The sequence below is a fragment of the Bibersteinia trehalosi USDA-ARS-USMARC-188 genome (genome assembly GCF_000521725.1).
Classification (GTDB): domain Bacteria; phylum Pseudomonadota; class Gammaproteobacteria; order Enterobacterales; family Pasteurellaceae; genus Bibersteinia; species Bibersteinia trehalosi.
On sequence record NZ_CP006954.1, the window covers coordinates 1,565,047 to 1,589,720 of the forward strand.

Consider the following 24,674-nt stretch of genomic DNA (forward strand, 5'->3'; position numbering starts at 1 on the left):
TACCAATGAAAGACAAACCGATTATATCTAATCAACATGGCGCATTAGTGATGGCATTTGTGCCATATCTCTATGCGATTTTTGAGAGCCGGTTTGTCTTAGCACATTTTTGGCTAGGCGCAAGCTGGCTGTTTTTATACCTATTTTCCTATCCATTTTTTGGGATTTTTAGCAAGAAAAATAATGAACGGCAGAAAAAATGGGCAAAAATCTACTTTGCGATCAGCTTAGTATTTGCTTTTCCGCTGTTGTTAAACGACTTATCCATTTTGCAATTTTCTTTGCCGATTTTACCGCTTGCATTCATTCAAATTCACTATGCGAAGCAGAAAGACGAACGCAATTTGTTCAATGATATTGCAGGCATTTTAACCTTTGGGGTGATCGGTATGGCAGCCTTTTACCTTGCCACAGCACAATATCATTTTGCAATACTACTCCACCCTACTCTGTTTTTTATTGCAACGACATTTTATGTAAAAAGTGTCGCACGTGAGAGAAAAAATCCGCTATATACAAAGTTAAGCTACACCTCACATCTTATATTAGGGTTGATTTATGCTTTTTATGGCGCATACAGTATTGCTTTTGCTTATTTAATCGGGCTTATCCGAGCCATTATTGTGCCTAAGAAAAAATTGAATATTAAGCAGGTGGGAATATTAGAATTTGCTATCGTGTTGATTTTCTTTATTGCTTTAATTGTATAAAAAATGGATTAGCCAACTGGCTAATCCATTTTTTCTTTAAACATTAAAACGGAAGTGCATGACATCGCCATCTTGGACGATGTAGTCTTTCCCTTCTAAACGCCATTTACCTGCTTCTTTTGCCCCGTTTTCGCCTTTGAATTGAATGAAATCATCATAAGCAATCACTTCGGCACGGATAAAGCCTTTTTCAAAATCGGTGTGGATCACCGCTGCTGCTTTTGGTGCGGTTGCCCCCACAGAGACTGTCCACGCACGCACTTCTTTTACCCCTGCGGTGAAATAGGTTTGCAGATTTAATAACGCATAACCTGCACGAATTACACGGTTTAAGCCCGGTTCTTCAATGCCTAAATCTTGTAAAAACTCGGTTTTCTCGTCATCGTCTAATTCCGCAATTTCCGCTTCAATCGCGGCACACACTGGCACAACGACCGAGCCTTCTTTTGCCGCAAATTCACGCACTTGATCCAAATAAGGGTTATTTTCAAAACCGTCTTCGTTTACGTTTGCGATGTACATGGTTGGTTTTAAGGTCAAGAAGTTATAACCTTTGATCGCGTGCAACTCTTCTTTATCTAACGCCACAGAGCGAATCATTCCGCCATTTTCAAGGATTGGCAGAATTTTTTCCATAATCGCTAATTCAAATTTCGCTTCTTTATCGCCGCCTTTCGCACGTTTTTGCAAACGCTGAATGGCACGTTCACAGCTTTCCAAGTCTGCCAGTGCCAGCTCGGTATTGATCGTTTCAATATCATCAAGCGGAGAAATTTTGCCCGCAACGTGCACAATATCATCATTCTCAAAGCAGCGTACAACGTGTCCAATTGCATCGGTTTCACGAATGTTGCCTAAGAATTTATTACCTAAGCCTTCGCCTTTACTTGCTCCAGCCACTAAACCTGCAATATCCACAAATTCCATCGTGGTTGGCAACACACGCTCAGGTTTGACAATTTCCGCCAACGCATCTAAACGTGGATCAGGCATTGGCACGACACCTGTATTCGGTTCAATCGTACAGAACGGATAGTTCGCCGCTTCAATCCCTGCCTTAGTTAACGCATTAAAAAGCGTAGATTTCCCGACATTAGGTAAACCTACGATACCGCATTTAAATCCCATATAATGTTCCTTTTATTAAAAATCTTTGCAAAAAATTTATCAAAATTCACCGCTTGTAGGGGCGTACTGCGTACGCCCTAATTGTCCGATGATATTTTTTAGGGCGGACACGTCGGTCCGCCCCTACAATAATAGGTGCTACGCCTTAAACGCATTCAAGCGATTTGTCGCTTTCACCATACCATCTTTAAACAGAATCTCCACACAGCGTGCGGCTTCGTCAATCACGCTATCTAGTAGGCGTTGATCTTCTGGTGATGGCTTACCCAAGACATATCCCGAAACCAGATCTTTTGAACCGGGATGCCCGATGCCAATACGTACACGATAAAAGGTATTTTTATTGCCTAAACACGCCACAATATCTTTCAAGCCGTTGTGCCCACCGTGTCCGCCACCTTGTTTGATTTTCACTGCCCCAGCAGGTAAATCGAGTTCATCGTGTGCCACTAAAATTTCTTCAGGTTGAATACGGAAAAAGTTTGCCAATGCCCCAACCGCTTTACCGCTTAAATTCATAAAAGTCGTTGGCACAAGCAAACGCACCTCGCCCTGTGGCGTGCTAATTTTGGCTGTTTTGCCAAAGTATTTTGGCTCTTCTTTAAGGCTGACGTTATACATTCGGGCGATTTCATTAATCAGCCATTCGCCCGCATTGTGGCGAGTGCCTTCATATTTCGCACCGGGATTCCCCAGCCCAACAATTAACTTAATTTGCGACATTGAGATGTCCTTGAACAAAAGCTGATATTGTAGAGAATTTAGCAGTTTTTCTCAAGAAGAAGCCTTACAACTTCACGCCTGCACGTTCTAAACTCTGGCGAATTAACCCCCTTCGCTCTTTCATGTATTCTATGATTTTAGTCCGATTTTCGCCTAAAACAGGCGTGCTAAATTGAATAGCCTTGGTAAGCAAATTAAGCGCATCAAGATATTGAGGAATCGTTAGCATAACTGAGCTGCCATTAAAAATACTGGTTAAAAGCTGAATTTCCTGTGCTGTTAATGTGGGATAAAGTGCTCTGAAATAACGGCTTAAGCTCTGCTGAACAGATTTCTTCACTTTTTCTAACTTGTGGCTTTCTTGGTTATCGTGCAAACGATATTTCACTAATGGTTCAGGCAAATTCGCGAAGCGTTTACCACATATTGCCAAATGTACCCACATACCATAATCACAAGCTGTTTCAGTGGTATTATAACGCCAATTTAATGGTTTAATCGTGGCATGTCGCCACATTGCTGTTGGGTTAAAGATATTGGCTCTCGCTAAAACTAAGTTTGCCTTAATATCTGAATCTGTTAATGGTGCATCCGTTTTATCTAAACCAATCCCTGATTGATCTATTGTTAGCATGTTTGCCCCAACCACATCAATATCTGGGTGTTCATCTAAATAACGAACTTGTGCTTCAAAGCGATATGCCAAGCAAATATCATCAGCATCCATTCTTGCTACATACTTCACCTGCATATAATTAAGTAAATTAAAAGCAAGTTGGGTTGCTATAGGATCACCACTATTTTTCTCTAAATGGTACACTCGCAAACGCGGATCTTGTTGAGCAAAGGCTTCTAAAATTTCACCACTGCGATCGGTAGAGGCATCATTAATCGCAAGAATACAAAAATCTGTCAGACTTTGAGCTAACAAGGACTGTAAACATTCCGCTAAATATGCTTCGGCATTGTAAACAGGTATAATCACAGCTAATTTCACTTATTTCTCCCAAATGAATAAACCAGTATTAATCAAATACTGGTTTACTTACGATATTAAGCCGATTTTTCCGAGCTTGGTTTTCTACGTTTACCGATATTTTTAGTATCTTTATGCCGAGCTTTCACTTTTTTCTTATCAAGTGCTTTTTTCTCTTCTTTTTTCTTTTTCACCCGCGCTTTTTCTTTTTTGCTCACGGTCGGCATTTCACCATCTTTCGGGGCTTTGGTGCGTGGTTCAAGCCCTTCAATAGTGCGTGGTTTTAATGGCTCTTCGGTATAGCGTTTAATTTTGCCAAGTAGCTTATAATCGTGGGCTTCCACTAAACTGACCGCCGAGCCTTTTTTACCCGCTCGAGCGGTACGCCCAATGCGGTGCAGATAGGTATCCGCACTGTATGGCAAATCAAAATTGATGACAAAATCCACATCATCAATATCAATACCACGAGCGGCAACATCGGTTGCCACTAGCACATTCACGACACCCGATTTTAACCGCTCAATCGCTTGATTACGTTGTGTTTGTGCCATTTCGCCTTCTAGGTAAGTGGAACGAATACCACGTTTACGCAATGTTTCGCTCAACTCTCGTACGGTTTCACGTTTACGCACAAACACGACCGCTTTTTCAATCTCAAAATTGCTGACTAAACGAGCCAGTAACTTAGTTTTATGTTCAAGGTTATCTGCGTGGTAATACCATTGATTAATTTTTTTACGTTCACGACGACTTGGTTCTGCATCAATTTGCACAGGGTTTTCTAAAATACGCTCGGAAAAATCAGTGAGTAATTCGCCTTCAAGGGTCGCTGAAAATAACCAAGTATGTTTACGCCAACGTGTTTCAGCGGCAATGGTTTCTGCATCTTGCCCATAGCCCATTTGCAACATTCGGTCTGCTTCATCAAAAATCAGTACTTCTACTGAACGGCAGTCAAAATTTTCTTCCTTGATGTATTGTAATAATCTACCCGGTGTTGCGACTACCAGATCTTGATTAGTATTAAAGACTTCACCGTGATTTTGATAGGCAACGCCACCTGTAATGGTTGCAATACTCAAATTGGTGAATTTGGCGAGTTCTTCTGCTTGCTCTGCCACTTGCATCGCCAGCTCACGAGTGGGCGTTAAAACCAAAATGCGTGGCGGGCCTGGTTTGCGGCGAGGGAAATCCAATAGGTGTTGCAATGCCGGCAATAAAAACGCAGCGGTTTTGCCTGTACCTGTTGGGGCTGAGCCCAAAATATCGGTGCCATCTAAGGCATTTGGGATCACATCAGCTTGAATGGCAGTGGGGCGTTTATAGCCTTTTTCTTTAATTGCTCTGAGCAATTCGGGAGAAAGATCTAATTCTTCAAAAATTAAAATTGGGTTCATAAAGTTATTTTTCCTAAAAAATCTAGGGGCGTATGCGATACGCCCCTACGTTCAATTACAGATACAGAGCCATTACCACGGCATTTTCACGCCCACCATCAGGCGTTGGATAGTAATTTTTGCGAATATCCACTTCATTAAAGCCAAGAGAATCATAAAGTTGGCGGGCTGGATTGCTTTCTCGCACCTCCAACCATAGCGTTGCCACGCCTTTGTCTTTTAATTGCAAAATAAGCTCAGAAAGCAACCGCTTGCCATAGCCTTTTCCCTGATAATTAGGATCTATTGCAATATTAAATAAGGTTGCTTCATCTAAAATAATTTGGCTAATCGCAAAGCCGATGATTTCGTTATGTTCGCTCAATTTTAAATTGAGATATTTATCACCTTGGCTATTTAACAAAGTACCTTTTGTCCATGGCACTAGGTGAGCCGCCTGCTCAATTGCAAACAGGCGCTCTAAATCACAGGGTTGAAAAGGTTCAATCATTCAATCACTCTTGGGTTAAGCGGGAAAATCTAAAATTGCTTTCAAGTGAGTCAATTTCGTAAGCAAGTAGGGCGTGTTGATGTTTCAAATGGAGTCGCGGCTTCAGCAGATTTTTGCCGTAACAAGGCAAAAAATGTGAAGTCTAGTGGGCTAAACAAACATTTTTTAACGCAGTGACGGAAAAAATCCGCCAAGGCCCACAGGGTTGTACTTAAAAATAACACTCTCAGCGTCAGAAAATTTGTAAAGGGGACACCATTCACTACATTTTCTTCCTTGATTGTGTCATTTTTACGCGACAACGCTACTTCATTTGAAACATCAACACGCCCTAGTATGATCGCAAAATAAATCAGACCATTCAAGCAAAGAGTCATATTTAACTGCCCACTTTGTAGTACATAGGCAGGTATTTCCTTGCTTACCAATTCCATCATAATGGAGTTTGGTCAGTTCAAACCTCTACATCCTCTATATCTGGAAAGTGTTGCAACATTTGTTGCCATAATTGACGTTTAGTTTGAGCTTGGCTAAGCATCTGCCAACTCGAATGTCGCCAAGCAGTTGAATTTGCAAATTTTTTGACAAATTCATCCGCTTGCTCTTGAGGTGAGATTAACCAAATAAGAGGTGAGTGGGAAATAGTCAAACGTAAAGCTTGCTCTAAACTTAACCACTGATACTCATTGTTATTCAAATTCAGGGCAAGCAAAATATCTGAAAATAATTGGCTTTGGCGGTAATCTTCATCACACACTACCACAAGCTTAATCTGTTGCTCTAAACGAATTTGTGCATCGCCTTTTAAGACTTGTGGCTTGCGCAATACCCATTGAGGAATTTGCATTTGATGTAAGAGTAAATCTCGGCGGTTCATTAGTAGTTATTTATCGTTATATCAACAAGTGCAAGCTTTAATGAAAAATAGGTGTGAGATAGTAGCAAAATTCGCTAAAATGCGGAAACGTTTTGTTATCGTCTATTAACACAAAAGTGAGAGGTGACGTAGCCAGTGTTTCTCTTTACTCTTTTCAAAAGAGGCAAGCGCTGTCAAATCTCCAATCTCAAACAAACTCTTATTATATCAATCGAGAAAATAATGTTATCCCTAGAAAGTGAAGTATTAGAGCGCCATCTAGCGCTCTTTAAAAACAAATCGGTCTTGCTCTTTGGTGGCGTATATGATGATTTTGCCTCGCAGCTCAAACACACCCTAAACGTGTCTGTATTTAGTAGCTACTTTGATTTTACCCGTTCTCGCGCCAATGTACATTTTGGCTTGGACTGCGAAATATCCGCAGATTTAGCCGTTTTTTATTGGACAAAAAACAAACAAGAATGCCAATATCAATTATTACAATGGCTTTCTCGCGCAGCTGTTGGGCAAGAGATGTTAATTGTCGGTGAAAATCGTGCAGGTGTACGTTCAGTAGAAAAAATGCTTGAGTCATTTGGTGAGATTGCCAAAATTGATTCAGCTCGTCGTTGTGGGCTATACCATTTTAAATTGGCAAACGTACCTACTTTTGATTGCAAAAAATTCTGGAAATCTTACCGCTTACAGGATTTAACCGTGTTTGCACTGCCTGCAGTGTTTAGCTCTGCGGAGTTGGATAGCGGCACAAAATTATTGCTTTCTACTTTTCATAAAGCAGATGGTTTAAAAGGCAAAGTGCTCGATCTTGGCTGTGGAGCAGGTGTGATTGGGGCAAGCCTCAAACAACAATTTCCCAAAATCAAGCTCACCATGAGCGATATTCACGCAATGGCATTAACGTCTTCACAACGCACATTAAACGAAAATAGTCTAGCCGGCGAAGTATTAGCCAGCGATGTTTTTTCACATATTGAAGAACGTTTTGATCTTATCGTTTCTAACCCACCATTCCACGACGGCATTGATACTGCCTATCAAGCGGTGGAAAATCTGATAAAAAATGCAAAATCACACTTAAATAAAGGTGGAGAATTACGCATTGTTGCAAATGCATTTTTACCTTATCCCGATTTGCTCGAACAGGCATTCGGCAAATTTGAAGTATTAGCCAAAACAGGTAAATTTAAAGTCTATTCAGTAAAAGCTTAAAACAAAAAACGGTGCATTCGCACCGTTTTTTATTGCATGATTATGCAGGATGACGTTCTGCTACTTCTTTTAGCAACGCCTGTAATTCACCTTTCTGTGCCATTTCTAACACGATATCACAACCACCAATTAATTCGCCTTCCACCCATAATTGTGGGAATGTTGGCCAGTTTGCGAATTTTGGTAATTCTGCACGAATATCAGGGTTAGTTAAAATATCCACATAGCCGAAAGGCACTTGGCAGTTAATTACCGCTTCCACTGCACGAGCAGAGAATCCGCAAGATGGGAATTTTGGCGAACCTTTCATATAAAGCAGAATTGGATTTTCGCTAATTTGTTTTTTGATTTTGTCGATAGTTTCCATTTTGTTTCCTTATTGAGATGTGGGCGTATGTTGTACGCCCAAAAGATAATTTACTTCGCAATACGTTTATATTTCATACGATGAGGTTGAGTGGCTTCTGCACCAAAGGTTTTCTTTTTCCACTCTTCGTAATCGGAGAAGTTACCTTCGTAGAACGTGACTTTGCCTTCATCGCCGTAATCTAAAATATGGGTAGCGATACGGTCTAAGAACCAGCGGTCGTGCGAGATCACCATTGCACAACCAGGGAATTCTAAAATCGCATTTTCCAATGCACGCAGAGTTTCCACGTCTAGATCATTGGTCGGTTCGTCCAATAACAGCACATTACCACCACGTTGTAAAAGTTTCGCTAAGTGTAAACGACCACGTTCACCACCAGACAATTCCCCTACTCGTTTTTGCTGATCTACACCTTTAAAATTGAAACGCCCTACATAAGCACGGCTTGGGATCTCAAAGTTACCAATCGCCAACATATCCTGCCCATTAGACACTTCTTCCCATACGGTTTTCTTATCATCCATCGAATCACGGAACTGATCCACAGACGCAAGCACTACCGTTTCTCCCATCGTGATTGAACCGCTATCTGGCTGTTCTTGCCCTGAAAGCATACGGAAGAGCGTAGATTTACCTGCACCATTCGCTCCGATAATCCCAACAATCGCCCCTTTCGGAATACTGAACGAGAGATTATCAATTAATGTGCGATCACCGTAAGATTTAGTCAGATTTTGCACTTCAATTACTTTATCGCCTAAGCGTGGACCTGGTGGAATAAAGAGTTCGTTGGTTTCGTTACGTTTTTGGTATTCGCCACTGTTAAGCTCTTCAAAACGTGCCATACGCGCTTTACTTTTCGCTTGGCGACCTTTTGGATTTTGGCGAACCCATTCCAACTCTTTCTCAATCGATTTTTGACGAGCCGATTCCGCCGCTTGCTCTTGTGCCAAGCGTTTTTCTTTCTGCTCTAACCAAGAAGAGTAGTTGCCTTCCCAAGGAATACCCTCACCACGGTCAAGCTCTAAGATCCAGCCAGCCACGTTATCCAAGAAATAACGGTCGTGGGTAATCGCCACTACCGTGCCTTCATAGTCGTGTAAGAAACGCTCCAACCACGCCACGGATTCCGCATCTAAGTGGTTGGTTGGTTCGTCTAACAATAACATATCCGGTTTTTCCAGCAACAGACGGCAAAGTGCCACTCGGCGGCGTTCACCCCCTGATAAATGCTCGATTTTTGCATCCCAATCTGGTAAACGCAGTGCATCTGCTGCACGTTCTAATTGGTTTTGTAAATTATGCCCATCATGCGCTTGAATAATCGCTTCTAATTCAGCTTGTTTTGAGGCGAGTTTATCAAAATCCGCATCCGGATCTGCATAAAGTGCATAAACTTCATCTAACTGGGTTAAGGCGTTTTTTACTTCTGCCACGGCTTCTTCCACCGCTTCACGCACGGTTTGTTGCGGTTCTAATTTCGGCTCTTGTGGCAAATAGCCAATTTTAATCCCTGGTTGTGGGCGAGCTTCACCTTCAAACTCTTTATCCACGCCCGCCATAATGCGGAGCAAAGTAGATTTACCCGCACCATTTAAGCCTAACACCCCGATTTTTGCACCAGGGAAAAAGCTCAGGGAAATATCTTTAAGAATATGACGCTTCGGTGGCACAACTTTGCCGACACGGTGCATCGTATATACAAATTGAGTGGACATTATCATTCCTTCTTCATAAAAAATTGAGTCTATTCTACTTGAATTCGCACTAGAAATATAGGGCAAACAAGCGCCACGTTTTCAACAAAAAAATGCAAAACCCTATGCAGAGACTACATAGGGTTTTAGTTCAAAATTTGCGATTACGCTTAAGTTAGATTACCACTGATAACCCACGCTTGCCGCAGCACCAGTATCGCCTCGGGTGTTTGTATTCAGTGAGAATTTCACACCAATCTTACCATTATCAGATAGGCGAGAATAACCCACCGCTAGTGCACTTTCGCCTTTGAAAGTACCAGCCCCCGCAGACACCATAGACTTACCAGGTAAAGTTGCATGATATAAACCTGCTGTTGCGGTTGCTCCTGCAATACCCGCACGTAAGTTTTTATCTACTTTGTTAATATGATTATTAACATTGCCTATCGCACCTTTTAACTGGTTCACGTTCACTGCATCTGTGCCATTTTGTCCCGGCGCCACATTAGTAATGCGGGTTGGAGCATCTGTTGTGCCAACACTTAGCTCTTTAACCCCATCTTCTGCGGTATTCACAGACAATTTAACACCATTATTACCACCAATTTGAACCGTATTAAATACAGGATCCATAGAGGTTGCAATTGCAATATTATTGCCATTACGGGTGATTTCGATATTGTTACCTGCATTCACATTAACGGTATTACCCGCTTTTACTTGACTTGCAGTCGTATCGCTACCTTCTGTCACTTTACCTGTTGAGCCTTCAACCACAGTAGAATTTACATTCCATGCAATGCTATTAACGGTTTGGGCTAAAGTCGTTGCATTCACGTAACCACTACCATCTGCCGGCATTGCAACAGAGCCATTTTGATTGATGGTTGGTGCATTTGCAGTATTCACGTTAAAGCTGATGTCCACACCTCCACGGTTATTTTTGTTTACAGTAGCAGTTGTACCTGAACCATTCACAAAATTCACCATATCGCCTGGATTAATCAACTCACTGCTACCATCAGTTAATGCAATATTCCAACCGGAGTTGTTAATTGCATTAGCAATATCGCCAACTGTAGCGATATTACCATTAGTGGTATTCGCTATCACTGAACCATTAGTAGTAGGAGAAATATCCCCCGTTGTTACACCAACAGTATAAGTGGTTAAGCCTTTCGCAGTTGTGGTACTCGTTATTGCAATATTATTGCCAGCTTCAACAACTGTTTTCTCTGCATTCACGGTATAGACCGTTGAACCATCTGCATTGGTTGTGCTTGTCACTGTAGTGTAGTTACCCGCTTCAACGCCAGATCTACTCGCTTTTAACTGGGAGAGGTTCACCGCATCTGATGCATTGGTACCATTTGCTACATTGCTGATAGTTGCGTTATTTACGCTAATATCGCCATCATTCAAGCTAATATTAGTGCCGTTACCATTGCCAATATTAGAAATATTAGTCAAATTAGATGCGAGATCAAATGTGATGTTACCCGCATTTTGAGTAATAACAATATTGCCATCACCATTGTTTAAATCAACAGCGGCATTTGGTTTCACATTATAACTATCAGTTGCATTATTAGTCGTGATATTCCAACCTGCATTAGCAGTAGCATTTACTTTTTCTAGCTGATCAACATTCACAGCATCAGTGCCATTTACGCCTGCTTTCACATTTGTAATCGTTGCATTATTAACATTGATAGTCCCGTCATTTAATGAAATGCTGGTATTGCCATTGCTAATTGAGCTGATATTGCTTAAATCACCTTCTACACTTACTTTGTAAGTTGTTAAGCCATCACCACTAGTTGTCGTTGCCACATTAACGTTTGTACCTGCTTCTACTACAGATTTCTCAGCATTTACCGTGTAAGTTGTTGAGCCGTCTGTATTAGTTGTCGAAGTCACACTCGTATAATTGCCCGCTTGGACATAACTTCTACTTGCATTTAATTGGTTCAGATTTACAGCATCTGTACCGTTGGTTGCATTAGATACATTGGTAATAGTAGCGCCACCAACATCAACAGAGTTATTGCCTAAGCTAATTGTCGTATTAGCATTGCTAATAGAAGTAATATTGGTTAAATCGCCTTCTACACTTACATTGTAAGTCGTTAAGCCATTACCATCTGTACTACTTGCTAAATTTACATTGTTTCCTGCTTCAACTGCGGTATGGTTTGCATTCACAATATAGTTAGTTGAGCCATCTGCATTAGTTGTAGTGCTCACACGAACATGGTTACCATTTTCCACTGCAGTTCTGCTCGCATTTAGTTGTTGTAAATTCACAGCGTCTGTTGCGTTAGTCGCATTCGCAACATTTGTTACAGTCGCATTATTAACATTCACAACATTGCGATTATCTGCATCCCCTAAGGTAATCGTTGTGCCGTTATTATTAGAAATTGAGTTAATTTCTTGTAACTCTCTTGCCATTTTAACGACCAATACACCATTTTCATTGTCAATACGCAGGTTTTTATCTGTCACTGCCGCATTTACCGATGCTCTACCAAGAATTTCTAAGGTTTCGCCCAGTTTTTTCGCAATTTCATTGCCAGTATCACCTTTGAATTTCAAGCCATCATCTAAGGTAGCAATTTCATGCGTTGTGCCGTTGGCATCGGTATAAACCACACGAGTCATTGTCTCGCCGTCTTTACCATCTAAGCCATGTTTACCTTCTGCAACGGTCATTGAGGCATTCACACCATCTTTGCCGTTGATACCAATAGTGCCGTTACCGTAAATGCTTACGCCATCTTTGCCATCTGCACCTTTCGCGCTGATTTGACCATCTTTGCCATCTTTGCCACCAACAGAAATGGTGCTATTCAAACCAAAGGTGATGTTACCGTTTTCTTGGCTGATCACAATGTTGCCATCTGTATTACGCAGATCAACCGTTGCATTTGGTTTCACCACGTAAGATTTATCACCAGTATTGGTGCTGATTGTCCAGCCCGCATTTGCTGTTGCATTCACTTTTTCCAGCTGATCAACATTTACCGCATCCGTGCCGTTCACACCTGGTGCAACATGAGAAATCGTACTGTTGTTTACATTTACCGTACCATTGCCCAAATTCACTGTGGTGTTGCCACCGGTTAAAGTTGTAACGTTATCGCCAAAACGAATACTTGAGCTACCGTTATTTGTGATGCTGGTGATATTAGTTAAATCACCTTCTACATGGTAAGTCACTTCTGTTGCGTTAGTTGTGCCATTCACTTTTACTGCCGCTACTGTGTTATTACCATTAATAAAGTTCACCACATCGCCAGCTTTGATTTTACTTACGTTTTCGTGATTACCCGCTACCGTCCAAGACACATTGTTCAGCGTATTAATAATATCGCCTACTGTTGCGACATCTGTCACATTTGTGCCATTTACCAGCTCTGCTTTACCACTTGTGGTATTAATCGTGGTATTCCCTTCCCCAAAGGTGAAGGTTGTGCCATTGCTGATAATGCTGCTGATATTGTTGTTGTCTCCTAAATGGATACTGTTGTTCGTGCCGTTGCTAATAGTGCTGATATTATTCAACGCATTCGCTAAACCAAAGGTGATGTTACCGTTTTCTTGGCTGATCACAATGTTGCCATCTGCATTACGCAGATCAACCGTTGCATTTGGTTTCACCACATAAGATTTATCACCGGTATTGGTGCTGATTGTCCAGCCCGCATTTGCTGTTGCATTCACTTTTTCCAGCTGATCAACATTTACCGCATCCGTGCCGTTTACACCTGGTGCAACATGAGAAATCGTACTGTTGTTTACATTTACCGTACCATTACCCAAATTCACTGTGGTGTTGCCACCGGTTAAAGTTGTAGCGTTATCGCCAAAACGAATACTTGAGCTACCGTTATTTGTGATGCTGGTGATATTGGTTAAATCACCTTCTACATGGTAAGTCACCTCTGTTGCGTTAGTTGTGCTATTCACCTTCACTGCCGCTACCGTGTTATTACCATTAATAAAGTTCACCACATCGCCAGCTTTGATTTTACTTACGTTTTCGTGATTACCCGCTACCGTCCAAGACACATTGTTCAGCGTATTAATAATATCGCCTACTGTTGCAACATCTGTCACATTTGTGCCATTTACCAGCTCTGCTTTACCGCTTGTGGTATTAATCGTGGTATTCCCTTCGCCAAAGGTGAAGGTTGTGCCATTACTGATAATGCTGCTGATATTGTTGTTGTCTCCTAAACGGATACTGTTGTTCGTGCCGTTGCTAATAGTGCTGATATTATTCAACGCATTCGCTAAACCAAAGGTGATGTTACCGTTTTCTTGGCTGATCACAATGTTGCCATCTGCATTGCGCAGATCAACCGTTGCATTTGGTTTCACCACGTAAGATTTATCACCGGTATTGGTGCTGATTGTCCAGCCCGCATTTGCTGTTGCATTCACTTTTTCCAGCTGATCAACATTTACCGCATCCGTGCCGTTTACCCCTGCAGATACATTGCTGATAGTCGCATTATTCAGATTAACAGTATTGTTACCTAAGCTAATCGTTGTGCCATTATTGTTGGTAATTGAGTTGATTTCTTGCAACTCTTTTGCCATTTTAAGCACTAACTTACCATCTTCACTATCTACACGTAAGTTCTTATCTGTTACCGCTGCATCCTCTGCTGCTTTACCAAGAATTTCTAAGGTTTCGCCCAGTTTTTTCGCAATTTCATTGCCGGTATCACCTTTGAATTTCAAGCCATCATCTAGGGTGGCAATCTCATGGGTTGTGCCGTTGGCATCGGTATAAACCACACGAGTCATTGTCTCGCCGTCTTTACCATCTAAGCCATGTTTACCTTCTGCAACGGTCATTGAGGCATTCACACCATCCTTGCCGTTGATACCAATAGTGCCGTTACCGTAAATGCTTACACCATCTTTGCCATCTGCACCTTTCGCGCTGATTTGACCATCTTTGCCATCTTTGCCACCAACAGAAATGGTGCTATTCAAACCAAAGGTGATGTTACCGTTTTCTTGGCTGATCACAATATTGCCATCTGCATTGCGCAGATCAACCGTTGCATTTGGTTTCACCACATAAGATTCATTGCCTGTATTGGTGCTGATTGTCCAGCCCGCATTTGCTGTTGCATTCACTTTTTCTAGCTGATCAACATTTACCGCATCCGTGCCGTTTACCCCTGGTGCAACATGAGAAATCGTACTGTTGTTTACATTTACCGTACCATTACCCAAATTCACTGTGGTATTACCACCGGTTAAGGTCGTGGCGTTATCACCAAAACGAATGCTTGAGCTACCGTTATTTGTGATGCTGGTAATATTGGTTAAATCACCTTCTACATGGTAAGTCACCTCTGTTGCGTTAGTTGTGCTATTCACTTTTACTGCCGCTACTGTGTTATTACCATTAATAAAGTTCACCACATCGCCAGCTTTGATTTTACTTACGTTTTCGTGATTACCCGCTACCGTCCAAGACACATTGTTCAGCGTATTAATAATATCGCCTACTGTTGCGACATCTGTCACATTTGTGCCATTTACCAGCTCTGCTTTACCACTTGTGGTATTAATCGTGGTATTCCCTTCCCCAAAGGTGAAGGTTGTGCCATTGCTGATAATGCTGCTGATATTGTTGTTGTCTCCTAAATGGATACTGTTGTTCGTGCCGTTGCTAATAGTGCTGATATTATTCAACGCATTCGCTAAACCAAAGGTGATGTTACCGTTTTCTTGGCTGATCACAATGTTGCCATCTGTATTACGCAGATCAACCGTTGCATTTGGTTTCACATTGTAGCTATCTTTACCTTTATTCGTTGTAATATTCCAACCAGCATTAGCAGTACTATTCACTTTTTCTAGCTGATCAACATTAACAGCATCTGTACCATTAACGCCTGTAGCTACATTGCTGATAGTTGCATTGTTAATGTTTACCGTATTGTTGCCATTTTCATCACCTAATTTAATCGACGTATTGCCATTAGTGATGCTTGTGATATTAGTTAGCTCACCCTCAACGCTTACATTGTAAGTAGTTAAGCCTTTGCCATCTGTCGTACTTGTCAGGTTCACGTTATTACCTGCGGTAACTACAGTATGGTTTGCATTCACAACATACTTCGTTGAACCATCAGTATTTGTGCTACTTGTAACAACCGTATGATTGCCTTGCTCTACGGATACTTTTGTTGCATTTAACTGTTGCATATTTACCGCATCAGTTGCATTCGTACCATTTGCCACATTGCTAATAGTAGAATTATTCACATTCACCGTATTGTTGCCAAGGCTAACTTTGGTTGAACCATTACTAATGCTGGTGATATTGGTTAAATCACCTTCTACATTATAAGTAACGTTTGCACCACCTGCTGCGGTAGAAGTAACCACTGCAACCGTATTATTGCCGTTAATAAAATTAACTTGATCTCCCGCAGTAATGTTCTCTTTAACATCGCCATTACCTGCCACAGACCAGCTTACGTTATTAATGGTATTGACAATATCACCAACGGTTGCAATATCTGTTACCGTAGAGTTGCTATCTACTTTTGCTTTACCATTTTCAACGCTTGTTGTGCCATTACCAATAGTTAAAGTTTTACCCTCATTATTCGTAATAGTCGTAATATTATTTAACGCACCTTCAACATTCACATTGTAAGTAGTTAAGCCTTTGCCATCTGTCGTACTTGTCAGGTTCACATTGTTACCTGCGGTAACTACAGTATGGTTTGCATTCACAACATACTTCGTTGAACCATCTGTATTTGTACTACTTGTAACAACCGTATGATTGCCTTGCTCTACGGATACTTTTGTTGCATTTAACTGTTGCATATTTACCGCATCAGTTGCATTCGTACCATTTGCCACATTGCTAATAGTAGAATTATTCACATTCACCGTATTGTTGCCAAGGCTAACTTTGGTTGAACCATTGCTAATGCTGGTGATATTGGTTAAATCACCTTCTACATTATAAGTAATGTTTGCACCACCATTCGCAGCAGCAGTTACAACAGCAACCGTATTATTACCATCAACAAAGTTTACAACTTCACTCGCAGTAATATTCTCTTTAACATCGCCATTACCTGCTACAGCCCAGCTCACGTTATTAATGGTATTAACAATATCCCCAACAGTTGCAATATCTGTCACGTTAGAGTTTTCAGTGACTTTTGCTTTGCCATTTGGCTGAACTTCTGTTGTACCATTACCAATGGTTAAGGTTTTTCCTTGATTATTAGTAATAGTTGTAATATTGCTTAGCTCACCTTCCACACTAATGTTATAGGTGGTTAAACCTTTACCATCCGTGCTACTCGTTAAGCCTACATTTTTACCTGCTTCCACTACCGTGTGGTTCGCATTTACTGTGTAATTTAACGCACCATCACTGTTGGTTGTACTGGTAACTGTGGTGTAGTTGCCTTGTGTCACATAGGTTTTGCTTGCGTTTAACTGTTGTAAATTCACCGCATCTGTTGCATTTGTACCGTTCGCTACATTGCTGATGGTTGAATTATTCACATTAACCGTTTTATCGCCTAAATTGATCACGGTATCGCCGTTGCGAATACTTGTAATATTGCTTAGCTCACCTTCCACACTAATGTTATAGGTAGTTAAGCCTTTACCATCCGTGCTACTCGTTAAGCCCACATTTTTACCTGCTTCCACTACCGTGTGGTTCGCATTTACTGTGTAATTTAACGCACCATCACTGTTGGTTGTGCTGGTAACTGTGGTGTAGTTGCCTTGTGTCACATAGGTTTTACTTGCGTTTAACTGTTGTAAATTCACCGCATCTGTTGCATTTGTACCATTCGCTACATTACTGATGGTTGAATTATTCACATTAACCGTTTTATCGCCTAAATTGATCACGGTATCGCCGTTGCGAATACTTGTAATATTGCTTAGCTCACCTTCCACACTAATGTTATAGGTAGTTAAGCCTTTACCATCCGTGCTACTCGTTAAGCCTACATTTTTACCTGCTTCCACTACCGTGCGGTTCGCATTTACTGTGTAATTTAACGCACCATCACTGTTGGTTGTACTGGTAACTGTGGTGTAGTTGCCTTGTGTCACATAGGTTTTGCTTGCGTTTAACTGTTGTAAATTCACCGCATCTGTTGCATTTGTACCGTTCGCTACATTGCTGATGGTTGAATTATTCACATTAACCGTTTTGTCACCTAAATTAATCACGGTATCGCCGTTGCTAATGCTGCTAATATTCGTTAAAGCGCCTTCAACGCTTACATTGTAAGTAGTTAAACCTTCGCCATCTGTCGTACTTGTCAGGTTCACGTTATTACCTGCTGTAACTGCAGTGTGGTTTGCATTCACAACATACTTCGTTGAACCATCAGTATTTGTGCTACTTGTAACAACCGTATGATTGCCTTGCTCTACGGATACTTTTGTTGCATTTAACTGTTGCATATTTACCGCATCAGTTGCATTCGTACCATTTGCCACATTGCTAATAGTAGCGTTATTCACATTCACCGTATTGTTGCCAAGGCTAACTTTGGTTGAACCATTACTAATGCTGGTGATATTGGTTAAATCACCTTCTACATTATAAGTAACGTTTGCACCGCCTGCTGCGGTAGAAGTAACCACTGCAACCGTATTATTGCCATTAATAAAATTAACTTGATCTCCCGCGGTAATGTTCTCTTTTACTGCACCATTACCTGCAATAGCCCAACTCACATTATTAATGGTATTAACAATATCACCAACGGTTGCAATATCCGTTACATTAGATCCACTTGCAACTTTTGCTTTACCTGCATCAACGCCAGTTGTGCCATTACCAATAGTTAAGGTTTTACCCTCATTATTAGTGATGCTAGTAATATTATTAAGTGCACCTTCCACACTTACATTGTAAGTAGTTAAGCCATTACCATCTGTCTCACTCGTTAATTTAACATTGTTGCCCGCTTCCACTACCGTATGGTTCGCATTGACGGTGTAATTCATTGAACCATCTTGATTTGTTGTGCTAGTAACGGTGGTGTGGTTGCCTTGTGTCACATAGGTTTTGCTTGCGTTTAACTGTTGTAAGTTCACCGCATCTGTTGCATTGGTACCATTCGCCACATTACTGATGGTTGAATTGTTTACATTAACAGTGTTGTCACCAAGTTTAATCTCTGTGCCATTATTGCTAATGCTGGTGATATTACTTAACGCACCTTCCACACTTACATTGTAAGTGGTTAAGCCATTACCATCTGTCTCACTCGTTAATTTAACATTGTTGCCCGCTTCCACTACCGTATGGTTCGCGTTGACGGTGTAATTCATTGAACCATCTTGATTTGTTGTGCTGGTAACGGTGGTATGGTTGCCTTTTTGAACGTACGTTTTGCTTGCATTTAACTGTTGTAAGTTCACCGCATCTGTTGCATTGGTACCATTCGCCACATTACTGATGGTTGAATTGTTTACATTAACAGTGTTGTCACCAAGTTTAATCTCTGTGCCATTATTGCTAATGCTGGTGATATTACTTAACGCACCTTCCACACTTACATTGTAAGTAGTTAAGCCATTACCATCTGTCTCACTCGTTAATTTAACATTGTTGCCCGCTTCCACTACCGTATGGTTCGCATTGACGGTGTAATTCATTGAACCATCTTTATTTGTTGTGCTGGTAACGGTGGTATGGTTGCCTTTTTGAACGTACGTTTTGCTTGCATTTAACTGTTGTAAGTTCACTGCATCTGTTGCATTGGTACCATTCGCCACATTACTGATGGTTGAATTGTTTACATTAACCGTATTGTCACCAAGTTTAATCTCTGTGCCATTATTGCTAATGCTGGTGATATTACTTAACGCACCTTCCACACTTACATTGTAAGTAGTTAAGCCATTACCATCTGTCTTGCTTGTTAAGCTGACATTTTTACCCGCTTCCACTACCGTATGGTTCGCATTGACGGTGTAATTCATTGAACCATCTTTATTTGTTGTGCTAGTAACGGTGGTGTGGTTGCCTTGTGTCACATAGGTTTTGCTTGCGTTTAACTGTTGTAAGTTCACCGCATCTGTTGCATTGGTACCATTCGCCACATTACTGATGGTTGAATTGTTTACATTAACCGTATTGCCGCCCAGATTAATTACTGTGCTGCCGTTGCTAATGCTACTAATATTATTTAATTCGCTTGCTAGGCTAACATTATAGGTTGTTAAACCATTCGCCTCTGTTGTGCTGCTTAAATTAATATTCTTACCAGCTTCCACTGCAGTATGATTTGCATTGATAACATACTTAGTTGAACCATCATCATTGGTAGTACTGCTTACTGTTGTATGGTTACCTTTCTCAACAGAGACTTTACTTGCATTTAACTGTTGCATATTCACAGCATCAGTTGCATTGGTACCATTTGAGACATTGCTAATAGTAGAACCATTAACATTTACCGTGCCATTATCTAGGCTAACTTTGGTGCTACCATTGCTGATACTCGTGATATTGGTTAAGTCACCTTCAACGTTAAAGGTCACCTCTGCGCCACCATCTTTCGCTGTCACTAACGCAACGGTATTTGAACCATTAACAAAATTAACCTTATCGCCCGCGCTGATATTCTCTTTAACATCACCGTTACCTGCGATAGCCCAACTTACATTGTTGATGGTCTTCACAATATCGCCAACAGTCGCAATATCACTATCTTTTGAATTGCTATTCACCTTCGCTTTACCATTTTCAACACTGGTTGTACCGTTGCCAATGGTTAAAGTATTACCGTTATTATTAGTAATTGTTGTGATATTGCTTAATTCGCCTTCAACACTCACGTTATAAGTTGTTAGCCCATTACCACTTGTGCTGGAATTCACTTTTACATTTGTGCCAGCGGTGACTTCTGCTTTCGTTGCATCAACTTTGTAAGTAACAGAACCGTTTGCATGAGTTTCTGAGGTTACCGTTGTGTAATTACCTTCTTTAACAAAGGTTTTCTTACCGGCTTCCATCGCTACCATATACAGTTGTGAGCCATTGATCGCATCGGTTGAGTTTGCCTCAACTCTACCTGCTGCCACATTTTGAATTTGGCGCTCATTGCCTTGAGAGCCCACGCTCACCACACTACTTGGCGTGCTACCGGCAAAATCACCATACGATACACCGTTTACAGTAGCCGAAGAAGTACCAACTGCCGCCGTAGTAGTAGAGCCATTACCCAATGCCACTGCGCCAGCAATATTTGCTACCGCAGTATCACCAATCGCCACTGCATTGGTTTGAGTTGCCGAAGAACTAGTACCTAATGCAATAGCACTTAGCCCAGAAGCTGTTGAATTTGCACCAATTGCACTAGCTTCTTTTGCTTCTGCTTTTGCATGGAAACCAATTGCCATAGAACGGTTATTGTTCGAAATTGAAGAATCACCAATAGCAATTGCAGATTCGCCAGTTGCATTCGCATCAACACCTAATGCTGCAGAACGCACACCACTCGCTGTTGAAGAATCCCCCACAGCGGTTGAGAAATTAGCGGTTGCATTTGTGCTTTCACCAATTGCCACGGCACTTTGTGCAGTTGCATTCGCATCATTACCAATAGCCACAGCACTATCTGCCGTAGCCATAGAGCCAGTCCCCACCGCTAATGAGCTATTGCCTGAAGCAACGGTATCCGAACCAAATGCCGAGGCATTTTGCGCTGAAGCAGTTGAGTTATAGCCCACAGCACTTGCCTCTGCTCCACTTGCTTTTGCTAAGCTACCTATAGCAATAGTGTTATTATTGCTAGCAGTTGCGTTATAACCCATTGCACTTGCTGCGTAAGCTGTCGCTGTCGCATTAATACCAGCAGCTAAAGCATTTAACATTGTTGCGCCAGCGCTATCGCCCACACCACCTAAATTTGTTTTCTCATCGCCACCTTTATTTGAGCCATTATTCACATGGAAATAATTCTCTGGTGCGGCAACATTAGCTTTTAAATCGTAAGTGTAGGTTACAGTGCCATCTGAGGTGGTTTGAGAGCTAGTATTTACCGTGATAGAACCATCATTAGAAGTAACCACCGTATTATCTGCACTTACCACATAATTAATTGAGCCATTTGCATTAGTGCTAGAGCTTACAGCCGTGTGATTACCTTTTTGTACAAAGGTTTTGCTGGCATTTAACTGTTGTAAGTTCACCGCATCTGTCGCATTTGTAGCGTTTGCGACATTGCTAATGGTTGAATTGCTTACATTAACCGTATTGCCTTCAAGATTAATCACGGTATTGCCATTACTAATACTACTAATATTAGTAAGAGCACCTTCCACACTCACATTGTAAGTAGTTAAACCACGTCCATCGGTTTGGCTGGTTAAATTAACATTCTTACCCGCTACCACTGCTGTATGATTTGCATTCACCACATAAACCGTTGAGCCATTTGTATTTGTGCTGGAGCTTACTGTAGTGTGGTTGCCTTGCTGAACATAGGTTTTGCTAGCATTAAGCTGGTCAAGATTAACAGCATCTGTGCCATTTACCCCTGCTTTTAGATTGGTTACATGGGTATTATTCATATTAATCCCCGCCGCACTGCTTGACTGCGTAGGATCAATCGTAATGTTATTTAGCACAACATCCGGGTTTAAAGAGTAAGTGATCTGGCGATCTGCTGTTTGGTTAATTACCAAATTTTTACCGGCTAAGAAGGTAACATTATCCCCTGGGGTCACAAGTGTGCTTTGCGCGGTTCCCTCTTGTTTGCCACCATTTACACCGGTTGTTAATTTCCAGCCTGAATCATTAATCGCTTGCGAAATTTGGCTGGCAGTCATTAATTGTTGATCGCGCCCACTTGGCACAACGGTAGAACCATTATCAGCAATATTTAATGGTGTAGTATGCACATTAACCGCATAGCTATTATTCGTTTTATTTTCAATGCTAACCGGTACATTATTGCCGGTGGTGTTTAACGTTGCATTATAAGTAATGGTTGTTGGAGTAACCGTTAAATCGTAATTGGTTGAGCCATTCGAATTGGTTGAAGTAGTAATATTTACCGACTTATCTTTTGAGCTTACCGTGGTATGTTTTGCTGCCTCAACAGCCACATAATAGAGCTGTGAGCCATTAATCGCATCGGTTGAGTTAGCATCCACTCTACCCGCTGCCACATTTTGAATTTGGCGGTTATAAGTTGAAGTTCCCACAGAAACCACGCTGCTTGCAGTTGCGCCAGCAAAATTGCCATAATTTACGCCATTAATTGAAGCGCTTGAGGTATTTACCCCAGCAGTTGTTGAAGAGGCATTGCCCAACGCCACTGAGCCTGCCACGCTAGCTTTAGCTGAATCACCCAATGCTGTGCTGTTTGCTGCTGTAGCAGAGGCATTATTACCTAATGCCGTTGAATTGGCAGCGCTTGCATTTGCCAAGCTACCCACCGCGGTGGCACGGCTTGCTGTGGCATTAGCAGAATGACCTAAGGCAACCGCATCATAGCCTGAAGCTTTAGAAGCATTACCGAGAGCTAGCGCAGAATCATTGGAAGCATTCGCTTTCGTACCAATTGCCGTTGCATTAGGCGAAGAAGCATTACTGTCTAAACCTATGGCAATAGAAGAATTGCCTGAGGTTTTTGAATTTCTACCTAATGCTAATGAGTTAATTGCGCCTGCAGTTGCATTTTCGCCAAGAGCCACAGAATAACCTGCGCTACTGCCAGAAATCGATGCATTGCCACCAATAACAATTGAATTGCCTGAGTTTGTAGCATTAATATGCGCTTTTGTACCAATCACAACAGAATTAGCGCTATTCGCACTTGAGTTTGCCCCAATCACGGTAGTGTTTGCAGCATTAGTTGTGGCATTTGCACCGGTACCAAATACAATCGCATTTTGACCAGAAGCAGTTGCATTAGTACCAATTGCTGTACTATCAGAACTACCGTTTGCCATCGTATTCGCACCAATTGCAATACTATGGTTGGTTAAAGCATCTGCTGCCGTACCCATTGCAAGTGAACCGCTGCCAGAAGCAATAGAAGCAATACCGATTGCCGCAGCGGCTGTACCATTTGCCACAGTTTTAGTACCAATTGCTAAACCTAATGCACCGCTGGCAACCGTGTGTGTACCAATCGCTACAGAACCTGCACCAGAAGAAGTGGTAGCTTGATATTGTTTTCCAGGAGTAGTATCTACTAAATCATAGCCAGAAATACCTTTAAATACTGTATTAACCCCGCCTGCATTTAAATTATTTACTGTAGAGCCATCTAAATTCGTTTTAGATACCACATCTAAATCATCGCCACCAATAGAAATTGATGAAGCACCGCTTGCAACAGCATTACCACCGAGTGCTGTCGATTGGTCTCCGCTTGCAACAGTTTTATAACCAATAGCTACCGCCTGATTCGAAGAAGCATTAGAATGAGCCCCCACTGCGATACCCATATAACCACTAGCACTAGCGTTATAACCAAATGCTGAAGCTTCGCCAGCAGCCTTAGTGTTATAACCAAATACAGAACCACCAGAATTCACCGCAGCTGCATTACCACCAACCGCGGTTGCATAAGTTGCATTACTCGCATTAGCAGTATAAGTATTGCCTGTGGCAGAACCAATTGCTATCGAAGTTGCATGACTCGCTGTACCATTAATTGCTGTTGCCGCCTCAGCATCCGCTGAATATGCCCCTAAAACGCCCAACCCCACACTACTTAAGATATATGCTGCATGTATAGGTGAAACACGTTCATCGGTTGATGATGATGCTTTGCCTCTATTATGGGCAAGCTCAGAGACCACCACCATTTGTTGTGTCACCTGATTCCAAATTACCTTAAATACTTTATTCATAACCAATCATCCGTTAATTAATATTTACAAATCCATAAAATAAAAAAAAACTATATGAAAATTGTATAACTACAAATTATTCTCATATAGTTGCTAAAATTCAGCTACTTATAAAAGCCTCCTTACTTTTATAACTTTTGATATTATACTGTTTAATATTCGTTAAAACAAAATACCTTTTCTA

The 24,674-nt window shown here is 41.4% G+C and carries 12 protein-coding genes; 2 read left to right on the forward strand and 10 right to left on the reverse strand.

The window, feature by feature from the left end:
- Positions 1 to 5 precede the first annotated feature (5 nt).
- Positions 6 to 710, forward strand: a complete 705-nt coding sequence (locus F542_RS07220) for a YwiC-like family protein (protein ID WP_015432162.1) — start codon at positions 6 to 8, stop codon at positions 708 to 710.
- A gap of 36 nt (positions 711 to 746) precedes the next feature.
- Here the strand turns inward: F542_RS07220 and ychF are convergent, their stop codons facing one another.
- From ychF to F542_RS07255, 7 genes are all read right to left on the reverse strand, one after another.
- Entirely contained in the window at positions 747 to 1,838 is a 1,092-nt protein-coding gene (gene ychF, locus F542_RS07225) for a redox-regulated ATPase YchF (protein ID WP_015432161.1), read from the reverse strand.
- A 138-nt stretch (positions 1,839 to 1,976) separates the two neighbouring features.
- Positions 1,977 to 2,561, reverse strand: coding sequence for an aminoacyl-tRNA hydrolase (pth, locus tag F542_RS07230; protein WP_015432160.1), 585 nt, complete (start codon positions 2,559 to 2,561; stop codon positions 1,977 to 1,979).
- 64 nt (positions 2,562 to 2,625) lie between these two features.
- Complete coding sequence (locus F542_RS07235) at positions 2,626 to 3,558, reverse strand: glycosyltransferase family 2 protein (RefSeq protein ID WP_015432159.1); 933 nt, start codon at positions 3,556 to 3,558, stop codon at positions 2,626 to 2,628.
- 56 nt (positions 3,559 to 3,614) lie between these two features.
- Positions 3,615 to 4,937, reverse strand: coding sequence for an ATP-dependent RNA helicase SrmB (srmB, locus tag F542_RS07240; protein WP_015432158.1), 1,323 nt, complete (start codon positions 4,935 to 4,937; stop codon positions 3,615 to 3,617).
- Positions 4,938 to 4,992: 55 nt separating this feature from the next.
- Complete coding sequence (rimI, locus tag F542_RS07245; protein ID WP_015432157.1) at positions 4,993 to 5,427, reverse strand: ribosomal protein S18-alanine N-acetyltransferase; 435 nt, start codon at positions 5,425 to 5,427, stop codon at positions 4,993 to 4,995.
- Between the two features lie 50 nt (positions 5,428 to 5,477).
- Entirely contained in the window at positions 5,478 to 5,864 is a 387-nt protein-coding gene (locus F542_RS07250) for a hypothetical protein (RefSeq protein ID WP_025267190.1), read from the reverse strand.
- 17 nt (positions 5,865 to 5,881) lie between these two features.
- Complete coding sequence (locus tag F542_RS07255; RefSeq protein WP_015432155.1) at positions 5,882 to 6,304, reverse strand: DNA polymerase III subunit psi; 423 nt, start codon at positions 6,302 to 6,304, stop codon at positions 5,882 to 5,884.
- Positions 6,305 to 6,526: 222 nt separating this feature from the next.
- Here F542_RS07255 and rsmC point away from each other — a divergent pair, with 222 nt between their 5' ends.
- Positions 6,527 to 7,513, forward strand: a complete 987-nt coding sequence (rsmC, locus tag F542_RS07260) for a 16S rRNA (guanine(1207)-N(2))-methyltransferase RsmC (RefSeq protein WP_015432154.1) — start codon at positions 6,527 to 6,529, stop codon at positions 7,511 to 7,513.
- Positions 7,514 to 7,553: 40 nt separating this feature from the next.
- Here the strand turns inward: rsmC and grxD are convergent, their stop codons facing one another.
- The 3 genes from grxD to F542_RS07275 all read right to left on the reverse strand — a co-directional run bounded on the left by grxD (position 7,554) and on the right by F542_RS07275 (position 24,490).
- On the reverse strand, positions 7,554 to 7,880 hold the full coding sequence (gene grxD, locus F542_RS07265; RefSeq protein ID WP_015432153.1) for a Grx4 family monothiol glutaredoxin: 327 nt from the start codon (positions 7,878 to 7,880) through the stop codon (positions 7,554 to 7,556).
- 50 nt (positions 7,881 to 7,930) lie between these two features.
- Positions 7,931 to 9,601, reverse strand: coding sequence for an energy-dependent translational throttle protein EttA (ettA, locus tag F542_RS07270; protein WP_025267191.1), 1,671 nt, complete (start codon positions 9,599 to 9,601; stop codon positions 7,931 to 7,933).
- A 159-nt stretch (positions 9,602 to 9,760) separates the two neighbouring features.
- Complete coding sequence (locus tag F542_RS07275) at positions 9,761 to 24,490, reverse strand: YadA-like family protein (protein WP_025267192.1); 14,730 nt, start codon at positions 24,488 to 24,490, stop codon at positions 9,761 to 9,763.
- Between the last annotated feature and the right edge of the window lie 184 nt (positions 24,491 to 24,674).

Coding starts and splice junctions, on each gene's coding strand:
- ettA (WP_025267191.1), bottom strand. CDS start 9,601: ATGTCCACTCAATTTGTATATACGATGCACCGTGTCGGCAAAGTTGTG.
- rsmC (WP_015432154.1), top strand. CDS start 6,527: ATGTTATCCCTAGAAAGTGAAGTATTAGAGCGCCATCTAGCGCTCTTT.
- ychF (WP_015432161.1), bottom strand. CDS start 1,838: ATGGGATTTAAATGCGGTATCGTAGGTTTACCTAATGTCGGGAAATCT.
- F542_RS07220 (WP_015432162.1), top strand. CDS start 6: ATGAAAGACAAACCGATTATATCTAATCAACATGGCGCATTAGTGATG.
- rimI (WP_015432157.1), bottom strand. CDS start 5,427: ATGATTGAACCTTTTCAACCCTGTGATTTAGAGCGCCTGTTTGCAATT.
- F542_RS07255 (WP_015432155.1), bottom strand. CDS start 6,304: ATGAACCGCCGAGATTTACTCTTACATCAAATGCAAATTCCTCAATGG.
- pth (WP_015432160.1), bottom strand. CDS start 2,561: ATGTCGCAAATTAAGTTAATTGTTGGGCTGGGGAATCCCGGTGCGAAA.
- F542_RS07275 (WP_025267192.1), bottom strand. CDS start 24,490: ATGAATAAAGTATTTAAGGTAATTTGGAATCAGGTGACACAACAAATG.
- grxD (WP_015432153.1), bottom strand. CDS start 7,880: ATGGAAACTATCGACAAAATCAAAAAACAAATTAGCGAAAATCCAATT.
- srmB (WP_015432158.1), bottom strand. CDS start 4,937: ATGAACCCAATTTTAATTTTTGAAGAATTAGATCTTTCTCCCGAATTG.
- F542_RS07250 (WP_025267190.1), bottom strand. CDS start 5,864: ATGATGGAATTGGTAAGCAAGGAAATACCTGCCTATGTACTACAAAGT.